We start from the raw sequence: 15,491 nt of genomic DNA, 5'->3' as shown, positions 1-15,491 counted from the left end.
GGTCGGGGGTCGGGGGTCGGGGGCAGGACGCGGGGTTTGGCCGCTGGGTGGGCGGCTCGCTGCCGGGCGTCGGTCAGGTCAACTGGGGTTGGGCGGCTGGGGCCGCGCTGGTGGAGGCGGTCGAAGCGGGGGCAGGTGAGGGACGGGGAGGTTCCTGCTGCCGGGCATTGGAAGCGGATGGCGCCGTCTGCGTTCGCGCTCTGTTTGAGGCGCAGCAAGTACGGCTCTCGCGCGGTGATCAGCGCGGTGAGTTCTTCCGACGGTGTGTGGATGACGGCGTCGTCCAGGCCGGTGGTGGCATTCGCGAGTCGGCCGGGAATCAGCGGGCAGGCCAGGGAGCCGTCGATGAGCAGGGCGCCGTGGGCGCTGCCCTGCACTCCCCGCTGATCCACTTTGTAGTCGAGCGCCAGCTTGAAGCCCAGAGCACGGGCGGGCCGGGCGAAGTGATCGGCGGCCTGGTCGGTGTAGGCGCGGTCGACGACGGCGAAGGCGGTGGGCAGGCCGAGCCTGGCCAGTGGGCGCAGAGTGGTGATGGCGTTGGCGCCGAGGCGTTTGTGTGGGGTGTCGAGGACCAGGCCGAGCGCCAGCTGTGGGAAGGAGCCGAGCATGGAGCGGGTGCGGGCGGCGACGGTGAGCGTGGCCGAGTAGCCGTACTCGGGTGGGTCGTTGCCGGCCGAGTGGTGCCAGCCTGCGGTGAGGGCCTGCTGCGGCCGGTAGCCGGTGATCTTCGCCGAGGTTTCCGCGTCGAGGGTCACACCCCATCCATAGCGGCAGAACAATCTGCCGTTACGGAGGGCGACGACATCTACCGAAAGGAGCGCTTTGTCATGGTCGGAGGACGCGGGCGTTCCCGCTCTCCCCGGGAGCTGGCCGACGACCCGGAGAACTGGCCCCACGCGGATCTGTCCGGCCACCCGGCCGCCGCCGTCGTCCAGGCCATCGCCGCGGCTCTGCAAGCAGTGATGGCCGAGCGAGGGCTGAGTTTCCGCCGGCTGGCCGAAGTCAGTGGGGTGAACCGGCAGACCGTCAACGACGTGGCCGTCGGGCGTTGCTGGCCGGATGTGGCCACCATCGCCCAACTGGAGGCCGGCCTGGCTGTCCGGCTGTGGCCTGCTTCGCCCATCGGGACCGGCGGAAGCTGACCCGCCCCGGACCCCTTCTCGCCCTGGTGAGGGCATCGTCGATCCTTCCCGCGCCTGCCCTGCCGCTCGCAGGGCAGGCGAAATCCAGGCTCGACGCCTCCCCAAAGGCCCTCATTCGAGTTACTCTCGGGAGTGCGCGAAGCACTATCAGTTAGAACCTGGAGGGTGCTCACGCAACCTCGGGTGCCGTCGAGGGCCTAGTCTCGGCGGCACCCTGCTCGTCCGGCCCGGCGCCCACGACCGTCGTTGAGCGCCTGACCTGCGATGTGTCTCTTGCTCTATGTCTCGGCGTTGGCGACTCCCTCCAGCGCGTGGCCATTGATGCCCGCGGCGATGGAGAACAGGCCGGGCTCATGCTGGGTCAGCCAGCCCAGCGCCGTCAGCCGCTTGAGCCGTGCCCGGGTGGTCTCCACCCGCCCCCGCACGTCGGGCTCGCCCAGCGCTTGAGCCACTTCCTTGGCACGCATCGTCCGCCCGGAACTCGCCATGATCACAACGACCTGCTTGTCGAGCCCGGCGACCGGTTTCGGCGCCGGCGCGGCTTCCTCCGGCGAGGCGTGCGTCGGGGCATCAGGCATGCCGCCAGAAGGCGCTTGCTCGGGCCGGGAATACCCGGCCAGCATGGGCGTAACTATCCTCCGGGCGGTGGCCAGATCGCCCAGTCGCTCTTCCAGGGCCGCCACCTGCTCACGCAACGACTCAAGTTGCGTCCGGACGGACTCCTCGTCCGCAGCCAGCTGCTACAGCAGCGATGCTTCGCCCAACGTCATGCCCGACCTCCACGTACCTGGCGCCGTGCGTAACCCGCAGAGACTGTGCGACTGCAAAGAGTCACACGGTGCCTGCAAATCGTAATTGTAGATAACTTTGCGGTTCACGTGAAGAGACACCTCTGCAATCGGTCCTTCCACCACGAGCACAAGTGTCCCTGTGCGACTACAGATCCGCCGGATGGCTCGACAACCACATTGACTGTGCGCCGCCTCAGCACCAACAGGAGCGGCCGTAGGGGCGTGAAGAAGAATCTGAGGTTTCGCCAAGTAGAGATGTGATGCGACGACCAACCACAACAGCCACGTGACCCCGCGAAGCGTTCCTTCGGGGAGGAGCCGAGGAATTCGTATGAGCTTGTTACAGGATGTGAGCGATCTTCCGAGAGAAACCGAGGACGCGAACCTGCTCAAGGAGTCCCTTCGCATCCCCGAGCGGTTCGAGGCGCTCTACGACCGCTATTTCGCGGAGATCCATCGATATGTCGCCGGCCGGTTGGGCACGCAGACCGCCGACGACCTGACCGCGGAGATCTTCCTGGCGGCATTCCACGGCCGCGCGCGCTTCGACGCGCACCGGGGCGTCGTCCGCGGCTGGCTGTACGGCATCGCCACCAACGTCGTCGCGCAGCACCGCAGAAGCGAGTCGCGCCAGCTGCAGATCCTGCGTCGTACGGCGGCGGAGGACGCGGTCGACGCGGTCGACGCCGGGCACGAGGATCTGATCGCTCGCCGTCTGACGGCCGCAGGCGTGCAGGAGCAACTCGCGTCCGCCCTGGGCGCGATCCCAGATGCCGACCGCGACGTGCTGGTGCTCCTCGCGCTGGCGGAGCTCAGTTACGAGGAGATCGCGCAGGCCCTCGACATACCTCCGGGAACCGTCGGATCCCGGCTCAACCGGGCCCGCAAGAAGCTGCGAGCCGCCCTCGGCGGCGTCAATCCCATGTTTGGAGGAGCAGATGGATGACCTGAGCGCGATCCGGGAGCTGCTCTCTGCACCGCCCGTTTCCCCCGAGGTGGTGGCGGACGGCCGGACCCGGCTCGCCACCGCCTTCGCCAGTACGCCGAAGCCAGCCAACCTGAGGATCCTTGAGATGACCGAAGAAACCCCTGTCCACCAGGGCAAACGCCGGGCGATGCGGACGGCCCGATGGACCGCTCTGGGCGTCGGACTGCTCGGCGCCGCGGCGGCCGTGACCCTTGTGGTCACGTCGGGAACGTCGGTAGGAGCGCCGGGCACGCGGCCCGCCGCTCAGGCGCCGTCCGTACAGCCCATCAAGAAGCTGTCGGCCCAGCAGGTCCTCCTGGCGGCCGCGACCTCGGCCGCGAAGACACCTGCGGACGGGGCGTACTGGGTGCGCAACAGCGTCACCGGCAAGCAGCGAGTCGAACCTGGCGGCAAATACACCCTTGAGATGACCACCTTGCAGGAGGCGTGGGTCTCTCAAGTTCCCGGCAAGCCCACCTGGTTCATCAACCAGAACCTGGGGATCAAACCGGCGACGCCGCAGGACGAGGAGGCGTGGCGGGCGGCCGGCTCTCCGCACAGCTGGACCTACCCGGGCACAACCGTCACCAACAAGCGCGGCAAGTCCTTCAAGACGCGGAGCGTGACGCTGCAGAGCAAGCCGGGCGAGCCCGTGGCCACACGGGTTGACGACGATAAGACCGACTCGTCGGTGGGAAAGCCCATGACGCGGGCCGCGCTGAGCGAACTGCCGGCGACCCCCGACGGCCTGAGGGACTACCTGAAGACGGTCATCGCCAAGAAGTGGGGCGCAGAATACGCGCACGTGGACGTGAACGCCGAGCTCTATCAGGCCGGCGTGCACATCGTCATGGATCTTCCCGCTCCGCCCAATGTGCGGGCGACGGCGTTTCGCATGCTCGCCTCGCTGCCCGGTGTGAAGGCAGAGGGCGAGGTTGCTGACCCGCTGGGCCGCACCGGCCAGGCCGTCAGCCTCCCGCACAGCAATGGGGAGGGCCGGCTCATCATGAACACGGCCACGGGGGAGCCGCTGGCGTTCGTGACGACCACCAAGGAAGCCCGTGTCTTCGTGGCGATCAAGAAAGCCCGCTGGACCGACGACAAGCCTGACCTGTCCGCCAGCCGACGCGGCTCGGACGACCCGCCCGCCTAACGCCGCAGACTGCCTTGCCCGCGTCTTGGGGGCGACGCGGGCAAGGCAGTCACCCGATTGGCGATGGGCGATAGGTACGAGCACGAGAGATACCACTATTAGTAAGGATGTGTTGACTGGCCTCGCCTGAGCGACGCCGAATCCAAGGCCCAGGAGCGTCGCGAAGAGCACGGCCATGGCGGCCGGGATGCAGCCATGTTTTCGGAGCCCGGGTCGACGATCAGCGTGCCGTCGTTATCCGTCAGAACAGGTGAAGCTGCGAACTCGCGCAAGCGTGAAACCGCCCTCTCCATGATGCCACCGCCAGGTCTGTCAAGCCCGGCGCCGGCAAGGACCGCCGTGACGAGGCCCGTCCGCCACGTCTTGTCCCGGGCCCATCGTGCGGCCAGCAGGCCGGCCAACAGCGCGGTGCCAATCCAGACTCCGGGAAACGATCTCCGGCCATCCGGGAAGCGATCTTGATCAGGGCTCTCCCGCTCCTGGCCGGACCTATTTGTGAACACCCCACCAGGGCCGTTCTTGAAACGGCTGGGCTGAAGTCGACGGGATCCCGTCTGATCATCGAGATCGGGCGGGATCTTGTCGTTTCAGGGTTTCCGAATCGGGTTCGTCCTGGTTTGGGAGCCGCGGAGCGTGTGTCCGGGAAGGCCCGGGTCGTGTCTGGTTGCTGGTGGAGGACTGGGTTCGCGTCGCTGGGCGTGGCGATGCCGGCTCCGGGCTGGGTGCTGCGACAAGGTGATCTGAATTGCGCGTTATGGGATGGGTGGTGGCCGGCTCCGGCCCGTGAGTGGCGAGCGGTCGAGGTGCTCTGCTGGGATCTCGAAGGTCTCGGCGCCCCTCCGTCATGGCCCTGACCGTGGAGTACGTCCCCCGGCACGAGGGGCTGAGGTAAGGCAGATCCTGACGGAACTTGGCGAGGTGGCCAAGGTCGCCGGGGCGCATGGTGATGGTGTGCTGGTGGAAGATCTTCGGCAGTTCGCCGGTCTTGTGGTCGGGGGTTGGGGGCAGGACGCCGGGTTTGGCCGCAGGGTGGGCGGCTCGCTGCCGGGCGTCGGTCAGGTCAACTGCGATAGGTCGGCTGGGGCCGCGCTGGTGGAGGCGGTCGAAGCGGGGGCAGGTGAGCGACGGGGAGATGCCCGCTGCTGGGCACTGGAAACGGCTGGCGCCGTCTGCGTTCGGGCTCTGTTTGAGACGCAGCAAGTACGGCTCTCGCGTGCTGATCAGCGCGGTGAGTTCTTCCGATGGCGCGCGGATGGCGGTGTCATCCAGGCACTCCTGACCTCCCCCAGCAGGCCTGTCGCGGTCGCTGCGGGATAGACCGTGGTGACACTTATCCCATGGGGAGCCTCCTCCTCACGCAGAGAATCGGCCAACTCCCGCAGCGCGGCCTTGCTGCCGACGAACGCCGACCAGCGGGGGACACCGGTCATCCCGGCGAGGCGTTGACGAAGATCACATGACTCCTGGGCCGCCGCAACGCGGGCAACGTCAGCGCGGAGGACACGGCTCACCGGACGGTGACCAGACCCGTCTCGTTCACGCTTGCCGCCATCGGGTGCGCAGGACGGCGACAGCCTCCTCAACACGTCCCTGACGGATGAGCAGTTCCCCTAAGAGGTTCTGATTGCTCCCATCGCCGTCGCCACTCACCGGCTGCAAGACCTCGATGGCATCCTCCAGGCGACCGGCACGTACCAGCAGGTCAGCCAGGAGCTCTGCACCGTCCCAGCAGCCGGACTCCGGATGGACGCGCAACTCCGTGATCGCCTGATCCGTGCGACCGGAATCGGACAGCAACCGAACACGCTGACGCAACAGGTGAAGAGACATGCCACCCTCCTGTACGGCGAAATCGTCGATGATCGCGAGGGCCTCCTCGACGCGGCCCTGGTCGGCCAGCCACGTATACAACCGTTCGGCGAAGTAGTCGCGGTGTTCGTAGTCGTCGGTAATGGAATAGGGCACCGGGCGCAGCATCTCGATCGCCTCGTCGACTCTGCCGTTGCGGGCCAGCAAGTTGGCGAGCGCCTCTGCCGGGCCCGGTGAACCACTCCTGACGAGCGGCCGGAGCACCTCGATGGCCGCTTCCATCTCTCCGCGCTCTTCCAGAAATTGGGCCAGGCACTCAGCCGCCGTCAGACTGCCCTTCTCAGCCGCGTATGCCCGGAGCTCGTCCTGTCTGCCGTGTCTGGCGAGCAAATCGGCGAGCTCGTCGGGGCCATAATCGGATGTCAATTCAGAGGTGCGCATCAGGGCCACCGCATCGTCGACTCGCCCCTGCCGCTCCCTAACCACGGCCAGCAGGTGCACAGCGTTTGAAGGCTCGACGTATCGCATGCAGTGGGGGCGGTCCCGAGCAGCGTCGATGCGCGCCTGTAGGAGCGCGGCCACCTCCTCATCCCGGCCCACGCCGGCGGTCACCTCGACGAGCACAGAGGCGACGTCCACCCGCTCGATGTGCGGGCGCAGCATCTCGATCGCCTCATCGCTGCGGTCGTTCCGGGCCAGCAGCCTCGCCAGATGGAACATGGCGAAAAAATTCGCAGCCTCCGTGTACGGGCGGATCAAGGCGATCGCCTCCTCCGGACGTGCCCCGCCCTCGAGGATGTCGACGGCCGTGGAAGCCGCGATCCACCAGCCGGTATCGACGAACGGGGCCAGCACCTGCAGGGCGGCGTCTCGCTGCCCCTGTTCGATCAGCATCCGCGCCCACCCCTTCGCGCAGTTCCAGTCCTCGCCGGCCTGCCGCCGCACCTTCTCCACGTGGCCGTGATCGATCATCAACGAGACCAGCCGCGGCGGGATCAACCCGTCGCCAGTGCGGAATTGTTGTGCAAGCTCGTCAGCGTCCATGACGGCAAACATAGAGGTGACCCAGCCAGCCTTTGCTCAGAAGGCGTCCGAAGGATGCTCCTACATACCGTCCATCCGAGTCTGGGAAACAATCAACCCTCGCGCGGGAAGCGATCTTCGGACGCGCCTATTCCGCCAGATCATCCACTCTCGTGAACACCCCGCCCAGGGCCGTCCTTGAAACGGCTGGACTGAAGTGACGGGATCGTCTGAGCACCGCGATCAGGCGGATGGCAGGCGCGCGGTCAGCGACCAGCCATCCGGTACGGCCCGCGTGACCAGTTCACCACCCTGCGCCTGGACAAGCGCGGTCAGGCCGGGCAGGCCGGACCCGCCGCGCCGGCCACTTCGCGCTCGTGTCACGCCGTCGTTGGTCATCATGATCTCCAGTAGACCTTCTCCGGCGCTGATGCCCAGGTCGACGCGGCTGGCCTGGGGAGCGTGCCGCCGGACGTTGGTGAGTCCTTCGCTGACGATCCGGTAGGCCAGGACCGCGGTCTCGGCCGGGACGGCTACCTGCGGGTCCATGCGCAGGTGGACCGGCGCGGGGCCGGCGGCGGAGAAACGTTCGGCTGCCTCGCGGATGCCGCTGAGGTCACCGTTGGAGGTGAGGGGCCGGTGGCTCAGCTGCGCTCTGGCCTCTGCGAGCGCCTCTGCCTGCCGAGTCCAGTCTCCGCAGTCGAGGCTGACCCCGACCATGTCGGCGCCGGCCTCCGAGTAGGCGTGGAGGCGTTCCACCACTTGGGCCGGGCTGCCGGTGACCGGTATGGCTTGCGCTTCCTCCGGCGTCATGCCGTGCACGTCCACCAGGTCGCGGGTGAAGGATTCGACGGCAGCCGCGTTGCCGACGAGGATCGCATGCCCTCCCACAGCGATCGACGGGACCGGTCGTCCGAGTTCACGGGCGATCTCGCGTAGGCGTACCACCTTCTCGGCCAGGGCCGCGGGGCTGATCAAGGAGGGTGCCCAGCCGTCACCGTGGCGGACGGCGCGGTGCATCGCCGCCTCGGAGTTCCCGCCGACGAGGACGGGCGGGACCGGGGCGGCGGGGCCGAGGGTGATGTCCTCCTCGCCCAGCGGGGTCGCCTCGCCGCGAATGAGGCCGGGCAACGCTTGCAGCGCTTCGTCGGCCCGGCGGCCCCGGCCCTGCAGTGGCGCCCCGACCGCACGCCAGAACGGCGAGCCGGGGAAGCCTCCGATCCCGACGCCAAGGGTGACCCGGTTGCCTGACAGGTGCTGAAGGGTCTGTATCTGCGCGGCGATCCAAGCGGTTGGGCGCAGCGGGAGGCTGAGCACGCCGAACTCCAGTCCGATCTTGTCGGTCACGGTTGCGGCGGCTGCCAGGGCGGCAGCCTGCTTCCCGGCTGAACGGTTGAACTTCCATGCCGACCGGGAGCCGCCCCATTCCGTTGGGCATGGGTGACGCCCGTCGCTCGAGTCGCCGTCCGGGCCGGTCGTGCAGGGGCCGTCCAGGCTGATGAGGGGTGCCGCATTCGCGGTGCGTAGTAGGCCGCCCTTCGAGCCGGGGCTTGTGGGCAACGATTGCAACCTGTAGGTTGCCGATTGATGGCAACCTACAGGTTGCGAAGGAGGGCGGGGCATGGTTTCGGACGCGATCGAACGTGTGGCGATGCTGCGGCACCCCATCGAGCGGGTGTGGGCCGCGCTGACCACCGCGGAAGGGCTCTCGCGATGGTTCGGCTCGGTAGCGGAGATAGATCTGCGGCCCGGCGGGCGAGCGTTCTTCCGCTGGGACGAGCTCGGGGAGGAATCCGTCGCCACGATCGCGGTGGTCGACCCACCACGCCGTTTCGCGTTCAGGTGGGGAATCGAGGGCCTGCCGGAGGATGACGCACCCCAGACGCTTGTGGACTTCACCCTGGAGCCGGTGGCGGACGGCACTCGGCTGCGCCTCGTGGAGAGCGGATTCGCCCAAGCCGCCGACGACGTGGCCCGGTCCGCCCACAAGGCCAACAGTCAAGGATGGGACACGGAGCTCGTCGACCTGGAGACCTACCTCGATGCGGCAGCCTGATGCAGAAGGGCGGGCCGTTGCGGTGTTCGCGGCGCTCACCGATCCGACGCGGCGGGCGCTGCTGGAGGAGCTCGCCCGCGCGGGTCCCGCAACCGTCACTGATCTGGCGCGGCGGTTGCCGGTCAGCCGCCAGGCGGTCGCCAAGCACCTCGGCCAGCTCGCCGAAGCCGGCCTGATCAGCGCCGGCGAACCGGTCGGCCGCCGCCACCCCTACCGGTTGGAGCCAGCCGCTATTCGTACGGCCCAGGTCTGGCTGGCCAGGCTCGCCAACAGGTGGGATGACCGGCTGGCTGCGCTGGAACGTGCACTGGACGCCACCGACCCGAACCAAGGAGTCACCTAACGATGAGCAAGCCCGAATTCACGGCCGGCCTGAACATCGCCATGAAGATCCCCAAGGCACAGTACGAGGCCACCGTGGCCTTCTACCGCGACACTCTGGGCTTCGACGTCAAGGAGGACGACGTCTCCTACGCTCCGACCGTCTCGAGAACTCATTCGGTGCGGTTCGGTCCCAATACGCTGTGGCTCGACTGCGTCGACAACTACAGCCAGCCCGACCTGTGGCTGCAGCTCCACACCGATGACCTGGACGCGGCGACGAGCAGACTGGCCGGCATCGGTATCCACCCGTGTGACGAGGTGGAGCCCCTCGATAACCTCGATTCCAGAACCCACTGGATCAAGAATCCGGCCGGTGTCGTACATCTGCTCGCGGAGTCCGGCTGATCCTGATCTCCCGGTGAGGCATCCCAGACACAAGAGAAGGTTCGCTGTCGCAGCACACTTCTGAGGCCTTCGGATCGTTGGGCGGCCAGGGGGACGTCGGCTTGACGGCGCCGGTCTCGCCTGTAGTCCAGGACGAGCTGGTAGCCCAGGGTGCGGGCGGGCCGTATCCGCCGGAGCGCGCCGGTCGGCGCGGTCGGGGTCCCGCGGTGGTGATCCGGTCGAAGCCGCGGTAGAGACGCCGGGACGAGGCCGGCTCCTGATGCGTGGCTGCCCCCTTCCGGTCCCGCTCGGTCAGGGCTCGTCGCCCTCGGCCAACGCTTGCAGCACCTTGGCCTGCTCGACGTCGGTGCCCTCGGCCCGCATCCGGGCCGCCTCCCCGGCGGTGAAACCCGCCGCGCGCCAGGCCGCCACCTCCTCGATCGGCACCCCGGCGCGCCAGAACTCGGTCATCAGGGATGTAGCGTCCTGTCCCGAGGCGAGCACCCGTTCGGCCTCGCGGGCGGACAGGCCGAGCGCTCCGAAGACCCGTGCCTGTCCCGCCTCGATGCCGTGTTTCGCCCACTCCACCGCGTCGGCGCCCGTCCAGCCCGCCTCCACGTAGGCGCGTGCCTGGCCCGCCGGGACGCCCGCCCGCAGCAGCTCCCGCATGCTGCCGGAGCGCTCCTCGTCGGCGAACGCGTCGCCCGGCTTCTCGCGCCGGTGCAGCAGCCGCCACAGCCGGCCGCGCGGGTGCGGGAGTTCCCCGGCGAGGTGCCGGTCCGCCGCCTCCTCGGGCGGATAGCCCAGTTCGCGCCACCGCACCGCGTCCCGCGGCGTCATGCCGGCCCGCAGCCACAGATCCACGGTGTACGGGGTGGCTCCGGCGGTTCGCCAGGGCCGCGCATCGGCCGCTGTGTAGACACCGGCCTTGCGCCACCGCTCGGCGTCGTTGATCGAGAAGCCGTCCTCGATCCACTGCCGGGCGTCGGCGATGGTGAAACCGCGTTCCCGCCACTCGTGCAGCGGCTCGGGGCTCGGCTCCTCGGCGTAGCTCGTCGTCATGACTCTCCTTTCGCCGGCGCCCGCCGCGGCGGGTCCGCCGGGAGGCGGGCCACGGACGCCCAGTCGGGCGCGTGCCCGCCGTCGCCGATCAGGCAGATCACCACATGCGCCGCAGGGCGCTGCTCGGGCCACGGCGTCTCGCCGTCGGTCAGCACGATGACCAGGTCGGGACGGGGCCGCAGCGCCATCGCCGCGGCGATGCCGGCCCGCATGTCGGTGCCGCCGCCACCGGCCAGGTCGATGTCGCTCGCCCGGCGCACCACCTGGACGGGATGGGGGTGGACGTCGCAGCAGAACGCCCGCAGCCGCCGGTTCGGCCCGGCCACGCCCTCGATGATCCCGGTCACCTCGGTGAGCAGCCGGTTCAGCACGTCGTCGGTGACGCTGCCGGAGGTGTCGATCACCAGCACGGTGTCCGGGACCGCGCGCACCATCGACGGCGGCACGATGTCGGTGTAGGCGCCGGCGCGGCGCGACGGGCGGCGATAGCTGAAGTCGACCTGCCCGGCCACCGCGCTCACCCCGCGCCGGATCGTCGCGCCCAGGCGGGCCCGCCAGTTCACCGAGGGGCGCAGGCGCTCCTCGGCCCAGCGGCGCCACCCCGACGGCACCTCGCTGCGCGCGCTGATCCGGTCCTGGATGCCCGCCGCGATGGAGCGTTCGAGCAGTTCCCTGTCGAGCTGGGTGAGCCCTTCGCCGGAGCCGCTGTCCTCGTAGGTGCGCTCCCGGCCGTCCACCGCGCCGCCGCAGTCGATCGCCTCTGCCAGCGCCCGCCCGCCGCGGCCCATAGCCTGGGCCAGCACGTCGAGCATCGGCACGTATTCCTCGGCGGTGCGGTTGACCGGAAGGCCCAGCTCGGCGGGCGACACCACGCCCGCCGGGGCGCGCAGGTCCTCGGCCTCCAGGTCGTCGTTGATCTCGGCGTCGGCGGCCTGGTTCCAGCGGTGGGCCTCCTCGTCGCGGACCGCGCCCGCGGCGTGGCTCACCTCCTGGCCCGGCTGCGGCCGCACCGGCGAGCGGGCCGCGTGGCCACGCACCAGATGGCCCACCTGGTGCAGCATCCACCAGCCGACCTCCTCGACCGGGGTGGCCAGCGCGGTGCCCGGTTCCACGTACAGGTTCCATCGGGTGTCGGCGGGAAAGGCGCGGAACTCCTGGTCGGCGACGGGCGCGCCGGTGTCCTCGTCCAGGGCCGGTTCCAGGATGACCGGGTTGAGGGCGAAGACGGCCGACGCGAGGTACGGCGCCTGGTGCGCCGCCCACAGCCGTGCGGCGGCGATCCGGGCGCCCACCGCCTCCTCGTAGGCGGGGGCGCGGGGGTCGTCGGCGCTCATCGCATGAGCCCCGCCGAGCGCAGCACCGGCGCGAGTTCGAGCATCGTCTTGGGCAGGGTCGCGCCCTCGGGCCGGGAGCGGGCCAGCGACCGGGCCGCGGTCGCCGCCACGTCCGGCGCGGTGCGCGCGACCCGGGCCACCACCGCCCACGCCCGCTCCCAGGTGCCGGCCGTGCCGTCCGAGTGCACGTACGCCACCACCGCGCCGAGCAGGGCGTGCAGCCGGTCGAGGCGTTCGGGCAGGCGGGCCTGGGGGTCGTTCAGCAGGGTCTCCGGATCGGGCAGGTCAAGGTTGCGGCGCCAGGAGAGCAGTTCGAACCCGGCCGCCTCGCCGACCGCGCCGAGCACCAACTCGGCCAGGACCGGCTCGCCGGAGCCCATGTGGTCGCACGCGGCGACCGCGCGGGCGGCCATCTCCCAGCTTCGCGGGCTGGGCCAGCCGCGGCCCGCCCGGTCGGGGCTGTCCGGCACCGCCAGCACGAGTTCCGGCCGTACCCGCAGGAACGCCCCCACCAGCGCCCGCGCGCCGGCCACCTCGGCGGGCCCGGCCGTGTCCTTCACGTCGAACTCCGGCACGGGGAAGCCGCCGGCGAAACCCTCGGCGATGTCGTCAGCCGAGACGGTCCAGTTCAGGTGGATGAGCCGGTTGGCCAGCGGCGCGGACAGGTCCCAGCCGTCGGCGGCCTGGTCCGGCGGGTTGGCCGCGGCCACGATCCGCACCTCGTCCGGCAGCACGAGGTCGCCGACCGTGCGCTCCAGCACCACCCGCAGCATGGCGGCCTGCACGGCCGGCGGCGCGGTGGTCAGCTCGTCGAGGAACAGCAGGCCGGCGCCCTCGGCGGCGAGCCGCTCGGCCCATCGCGGCGGCGCGAACCAGGTGCTGCCGTCACGCAGCACCGGCAGCCCGGAGAAGTCGCTGGGCTCGCGGATCGAGCCGACCACCACCTCGACGGGCAGGCCGACGGCCGCGCCGAGCGCGGTCACCGCGGAGGTCTTGCCGGTGCCTGGCGCGCCCCAGAGGATGACCGGCAGATTGGCCGTCACCGCGACTGCGAGAGCTTCTCGTGTCACTGATGGCACCGCCATGCTTCGTCCTCCTCGCCGGTACTCCGGACCGTCTTCCATGCCGTCATCCTAGGTTGACGATTGGCCGAGCGTCAACCTAAATTGACGCCCGGTGGACGTCGTGTCCGGCCGGCGAGCTGCTCAGCAGGCCGTCGTCATCGGCACAGGCTTCGTTCGGCGGTGGTGGCGAGTATCGTCGCGGTCTGGTCGACGGGCAGGTCGCGGCCGGTGTGCAGCAGGTCGAAGCTGTCGAAGCCGGTCAGCAGCCAGAGCAGGTCGGTGGCCTGGGCGAGGGTGACGTCAGGGCGCAGCACCCCCTGCTCGTCCAGGCGCCGAGCCAGCTCGTCCATTCCGGCGGCGCGGCCTTGCTCCATCCGCTGCACCGCGCCGCCTACCGCGGCGGCGTCCAGCAGCGCCATCGACGCAAGCACGCGCAACACGTCCCGGTGGGCCGCGTACATCTCGACGATCGTGTGGATCGCGCCGCGCAGCGCCTCGCGGGCGTCGGGATGGGCCGACGCCTGGAGCATGCGGTCGAAGCCGCCGCGCTGCAGCAGGTCCGCGCCGACCGCGTCGAAGAGCCCGGCGCGGGAGCCGAAGACGAGATAAACGGTAGGGCGCGCGACGCGCGCCATGCGGGCGATGCGATCGATGCTGACCGGTTCCGATGGCGCTTCGCGCAGCCGTTGGTAGACCGCGTCCAGGATGCGGCGCCGGGTCTCCTGCGCCGCCTCCGCGCGGAGGCGCTGTTCGTACTTCCGGGTGGCCATGGGTCTCATCCTAACATTGGGTTGACAAGATGTATTTTGAAATACATGCTGTCGTTCGAAATCGAGGTCACCGCAGGACGCGGTGACAGCCGATCCCGACAGCGAATGCGAGGAGCCCGTCGTGCACGTGATGATCCGCTGGCAGATCAAACCCGATCAGGTGGAGCGCGAACTGGAGTTGCTGCGTGCCGTCTACGAGGACATGCACGCGGTTCGGCCAGAGGGCCTGCGCTACGCCACCTTTCAGCTCGACGACGGCGTGACCTTCGTGGACGTGGCCGAGATGGCCGACGGCCCCGGGGTGTTGCAGCAGGTGGAGGCCTTCCAGCACTACAGGGCCACCCTGGAGGAGCGGTGCGACGAGCCTCCTGCCGTCACCGTGCTGCAGGAAGTGGGCGCCTACCGCTTCCCCTGATCCCGATCAACGGTTCGAGGCCCGAGCCAGACACGTACACCAGCGTTCCGGAAGGCAACCCGTCATGCGATCCACGATCCAACCGCCCGCCGCCGACCAGTCCCAACACACCAGCAGGCCGAAGGTGGCGATCATCGTCGGCAGCACCCGCCCGGGCCGCAGGGCCGAAGCGGTCGCGGCTTGGGTGCACGATCTCGCCGCCCGCCGCGACGACGCGACCTTCGAGGTCGTGGACATCGCTGACTACGCGCTGCCCCATCTGGACGAGCCCGTCCCGCCACGCGCCGGCCACTACAGCCACCCACACACCCATGCCTGGGCACAGAAGATCGGCGCCTTCGACGGGTACGTCTTCGTGACCCCGGAGTACAACGCCTCTGTTCCCGGCGCGCTGAAGAACGCCATCGACTTCCTGTACGCCGAGTGGAACGGCAAGACCGCGGGATTCGTCGGCTACGGCATCCAGGGCGGTACTCGAGCCGTCGAACACCTGCGGCAGATCCTCGGCGACCTGGAAGTCGTCGCCATGCCCACGACGGTCGCCTTGACCCTCGCCGACGACTTCCCGGACCACACCTCCTTCACGCCGGGCGCGGTGCCGGCCGAGAATGCCGCCGGCATGCTCGACGAGCTCGTAGCCCAGACCGCGCAATCGAAGGATGCGGGGCGCCGCTGAGGCCGGCCTTTCGAGAACGGCCAGGAAGGAGCGGCGGACGTTGTGCGCCCGTCCGTTGGCCGATCGGGCGGGCGGGAGGGGACACTGTGCGGAGTGCATCAGCAGAAGGTTTCTGGTCAATCGGTTGCAGTCTCGCGGAAGGCGTCCTCCTGCCCGCCGGCGAGCGGACGGATCTATGGGCGACAGCAGCGACGACCGGCCCGGGACGGATGCGGTGAGGTACTTTCGCCGGCCCTGGGACGATGATCGTGGGGATCGGTACGCCGGCTGGGGAACGTCGGTGTACTACCTCGCGATCGACGGCGCCGGAACTGCTCGCCAACAGGTCGAGGTATACGCCAACGGAGTGGTCCTCGCGTATGACGAGCAGCACGATGATGACGAGTTCGGCGGGTTGACCTACGCAGACCTCGATCTGGAGGAGTTCTCGCCTTTCGAGATATCGCGGCGGGATTTCTTCGACGCACTGGCTGGGCTCAAGCCGATGAACCGGCGCTGCGGTGAGTGACGGACGCTGTCCT

18 protein-coding genes are annotated in these 15,491 nt (G+C 69.4%); 9 read left to right on the top strand and 9 right to left on the bottom strand.

Annotation, left to right across the window (positions count from 1 at the left end):
- The coding region (locus ABGB14_RS49445; protein ID WP_347650859.1) for a hypothetical protein at positions 1-755 on the bottom strand (755 nt) is incomplete at its 3' end.
- A gap of 72 nt (positions 756-827) precedes the next feature.
- On the opposite strand from ABGB14_RS49445, the gene ABGB14_RS49440 reads away from it, so the two are divergent.
- Entirely contained in the window at positions 828-1,142 is a 315-nt protein-coding gene (locus tag ABGB14_RS49440) for a helix-turn-helix transcriptional regulator (RefSeq protein WP_347650858.1), read from the top strand.
- A gap of 278 nt (positions 1,143-1,420) precedes the next feature.
- Here ABGB14_RS49440 and ABGB14_RS49435 read toward each other — a convergent pair whose 3' ends face one another.
- Complete coding sequence (locus ABGB14_RS49435) at positions 1,421-1,837, bottom strand: hypothetical protein (RefSeq protein WP_347650857.1); 417 nt, start codon at positions 1,835-1,837, stop codon at positions 1,421-1,423.
- Between the two features lie 427 nt (positions 1,838-2,264).
- Between ABGB14_RS49435 and ABGB14_RS49430 the strand changes: the two genes are divergently transcribed.
- Positions 2,265-2,879: an RNA polymerase sigma factor gene (locus ABGB14_RS49430; RefSeq protein WP_347650856.1), complete on the top strand. Its 615-nt coding sequence runs from the start codon at positions 2,265-2,267 to the stop codon at positions 2,877-2,879.
- Positions 2,872-4,053, top strand: a complete 1,182-nt coding sequence (locus ABGB14_RS49425; protein ID WP_347650855.1) for a CU044_5270 family protein — start codon at positions 2,872-2,874, stop codon at positions 4,051-4,053. Before ABGB14_RS49430 ends, ABGB14_RS49425 begins: the two co-directional genes overlap by 8 nt.
- Before the next feature lie 1,220 nt (positions 4,054-5,273).
- On the opposite strand, the gene ABGB14_RS49420 is transcribed toward ABGB14_RS49425, so the two are convergent.
- The 3 genes from ABGB14_RS49420 to ABGB14_RS49410 all read right to left on the bottom strand — a co-directional run bounded on the left by ABGB14_RS49420 (position 5,274) and on the right by ABGB14_RS49410 (position 8,445).
- Positions 5,274-5,483, bottom strand: a complete 210-nt coding sequence (locus ABGB14_RS49420) for an SDR family NAD(P)-dependent oxidoreductase (RefSeq protein WP_347650854.1) — start codon at positions 5,481-5,483, stop codon at positions 5,274-5,276.
- A gap of 106 nt (positions 5,484-5,589) precedes the next feature.
- Entirely contained in the window at positions 5,590-6,906 is a 1,317-nt protein-coding gene (locus tag ABGB14_RS49415) for a tetratricopeptide repeat protein (protein ID WP_347650853.1), read from the bottom strand.
- Between the two features lie 222 nt (positions 6,907-7,128).
- Positions 7,129-8,445, bottom strand: coding sequence for an LLM class flavin-dependent oxidoreductase (locus ABGB14_RS49410; RefSeq protein ID WP_347650852.1), 1,317 nt, complete (start codon positions 8,443-8,445; stop codon positions 7,129-7,131).
- A 61-nt stretch (positions 8,446-8,506) separates the two neighbouring features.
- Between ABGB14_RS49410 and ABGB14_RS49405 the strand changes: the two genes are divergently transcribed.
- The 3 genes from ABGB14_RS49405 to ABGB14_RS49395 are packed head-to-tail and all read left to right on the top strand — an operon-like array spanning position 8,507 to position 9,670.
- Entirely contained in the window at positions 8,507-8,941 is a 435-nt protein-coding gene (locus ABGB14_RS49405; protein ID WP_347650850.1) for an SRPBCC domain-containing protein, read from the top strand.
- A complete protein-coding gene (locus tag ABGB14_RS49400) occupies positions 8,928-9,284 on the top strand; it encodes a metalloregulator ArsR/SmtB family transcription factor (protein ID WP_347650849.1) in 357 nt (118 codons plus the stop codon). The genes ABGB14_RS49405 and ABGB14_RS49400 overlap by 14 nt, the downstream gene beginning before the upstream one ends.
- Positions 9,285-9,286: 2 nt before the next feature.
- The gene (locus ABGB14_RS49395; RefSeq protein ID WP_347650848.1) at positions 9,287-9,670 is read left to right on the top strand and encodes a VOC family protein; all 384 of its coding nucleotides are present in this window, start codon (positions 9,287-9,289) and stop codon (positions 9,668-9,670) included.
- A 291-nt stretch (positions 9,671-9,961) separates the two neighbouring features.
- On the opposite strand, the gene ABGB14_RS49390 is transcribed toward ABGB14_RS49395, so the two are convergent.
- The 4 genes from ABGB14_RS49390 to ABGB14_RS49375 form a co-directional block, all read right to left on the bottom strand.
- A complete protein-coding gene (locus tag ABGB14_RS49390) occupies positions 9,962-10,711 on the bottom strand; it encodes a hypothetical protein (RefSeq protein ID WP_347650846.1) in 750 nt (249 codons plus the stop codon).
- Positions 10,708-12,045 (bottom strand): VWA-like domain-containing protein, encoded by a 1,338-nt coding sequence (locus tag ABGB14_RS49385; protein ID WP_347650845.1) that lies wholly within the window; start codon positions 12,043-12,045, stop codon positions 10,708-10,710. Before ABGB14_RS49385 ends, ABGB14_RS49390 begins: the two co-directional genes overlap by 4 nt.
- A complete protein-coding gene (locus ABGB14_RS49380; RefSeq protein WP_347650844.1) occupies positions 12,042-13,130 on the bottom strand; it encodes a MoxR family ATPase in 1,089 nt (362 codons plus the stop codon). Before ABGB14_RS49380 ends, ABGB14_RS49385 begins: the two co-directional genes overlap by 4 nt.
- Before the next feature lie 134 nt (positions 13,131-13,264).
- On the bottom strand, positions 13,265-13,879 hold the full coding sequence (locus ABGB14_RS49375) for a TetR/AcrR family transcriptional regulator (protein WP_347650843.1): 615 nt from the start codon (positions 13,877-13,879) through the stop codon (positions 13,265-13,267).
- A gap of 121 nt (positions 13,880-14,000) precedes the next feature.
- Between ABGB14_RS49375 and ABGB14_RS49370 the strand changes: the two genes are divergently transcribed.
- From ABGB14_RS49370 to ABGB14_RS49360, 3 genes are all read left to right on the top strand, one after another.
- Complete coding sequence (locus ABGB14_RS49370) at positions 14,001-14,294, top strand: hypothetical protein (protein WP_347650842.1); 294 nt, start codon at positions 14,001-14,003, stop codon at positions 14,292-14,294.
- Positions 14,295-14,418: 124 nt separating this feature from the next.
- Complete coding sequence (locus ABGB14_RS49365; protein WP_347650841.1) at positions 14,419-14,970, top strand: NAD(P)H-dependent oxidoreductase; 552 nt, start codon at positions 14,419-14,421, stop codon at positions 14,968-14,970.
- 175 nt (positions 14,971-15,145) lie between these two features.
- Positions 15,146-15,478 (top strand): hypothetical protein, encoded by a 333-nt coding sequence (locus ABGB14_RS49360; RefSeq protein ID WP_347650840.1) that lies wholly within the window; start codon positions 15,146-15,148, stop codon positions 15,476-15,478.
- The last annotated feature ends 13 nt before the right edge of the window (positions 15,479-15,491 follow it).

The sequence above is a fragment of the Nonomuraea sp. B10E15 genome (genome assembly GCF_039871615.1).
Lineage (GTDB): Bacteria > Actinomycetota > Actinomycetes > Streptosporangiales > Streptosporangiaceae > Nonomuraea.
The sequence above is the reverse complement of the archived record's forward strand: the minus strand, read 5'-3'. Positions and strand labels throughout refer to the sequence as shown.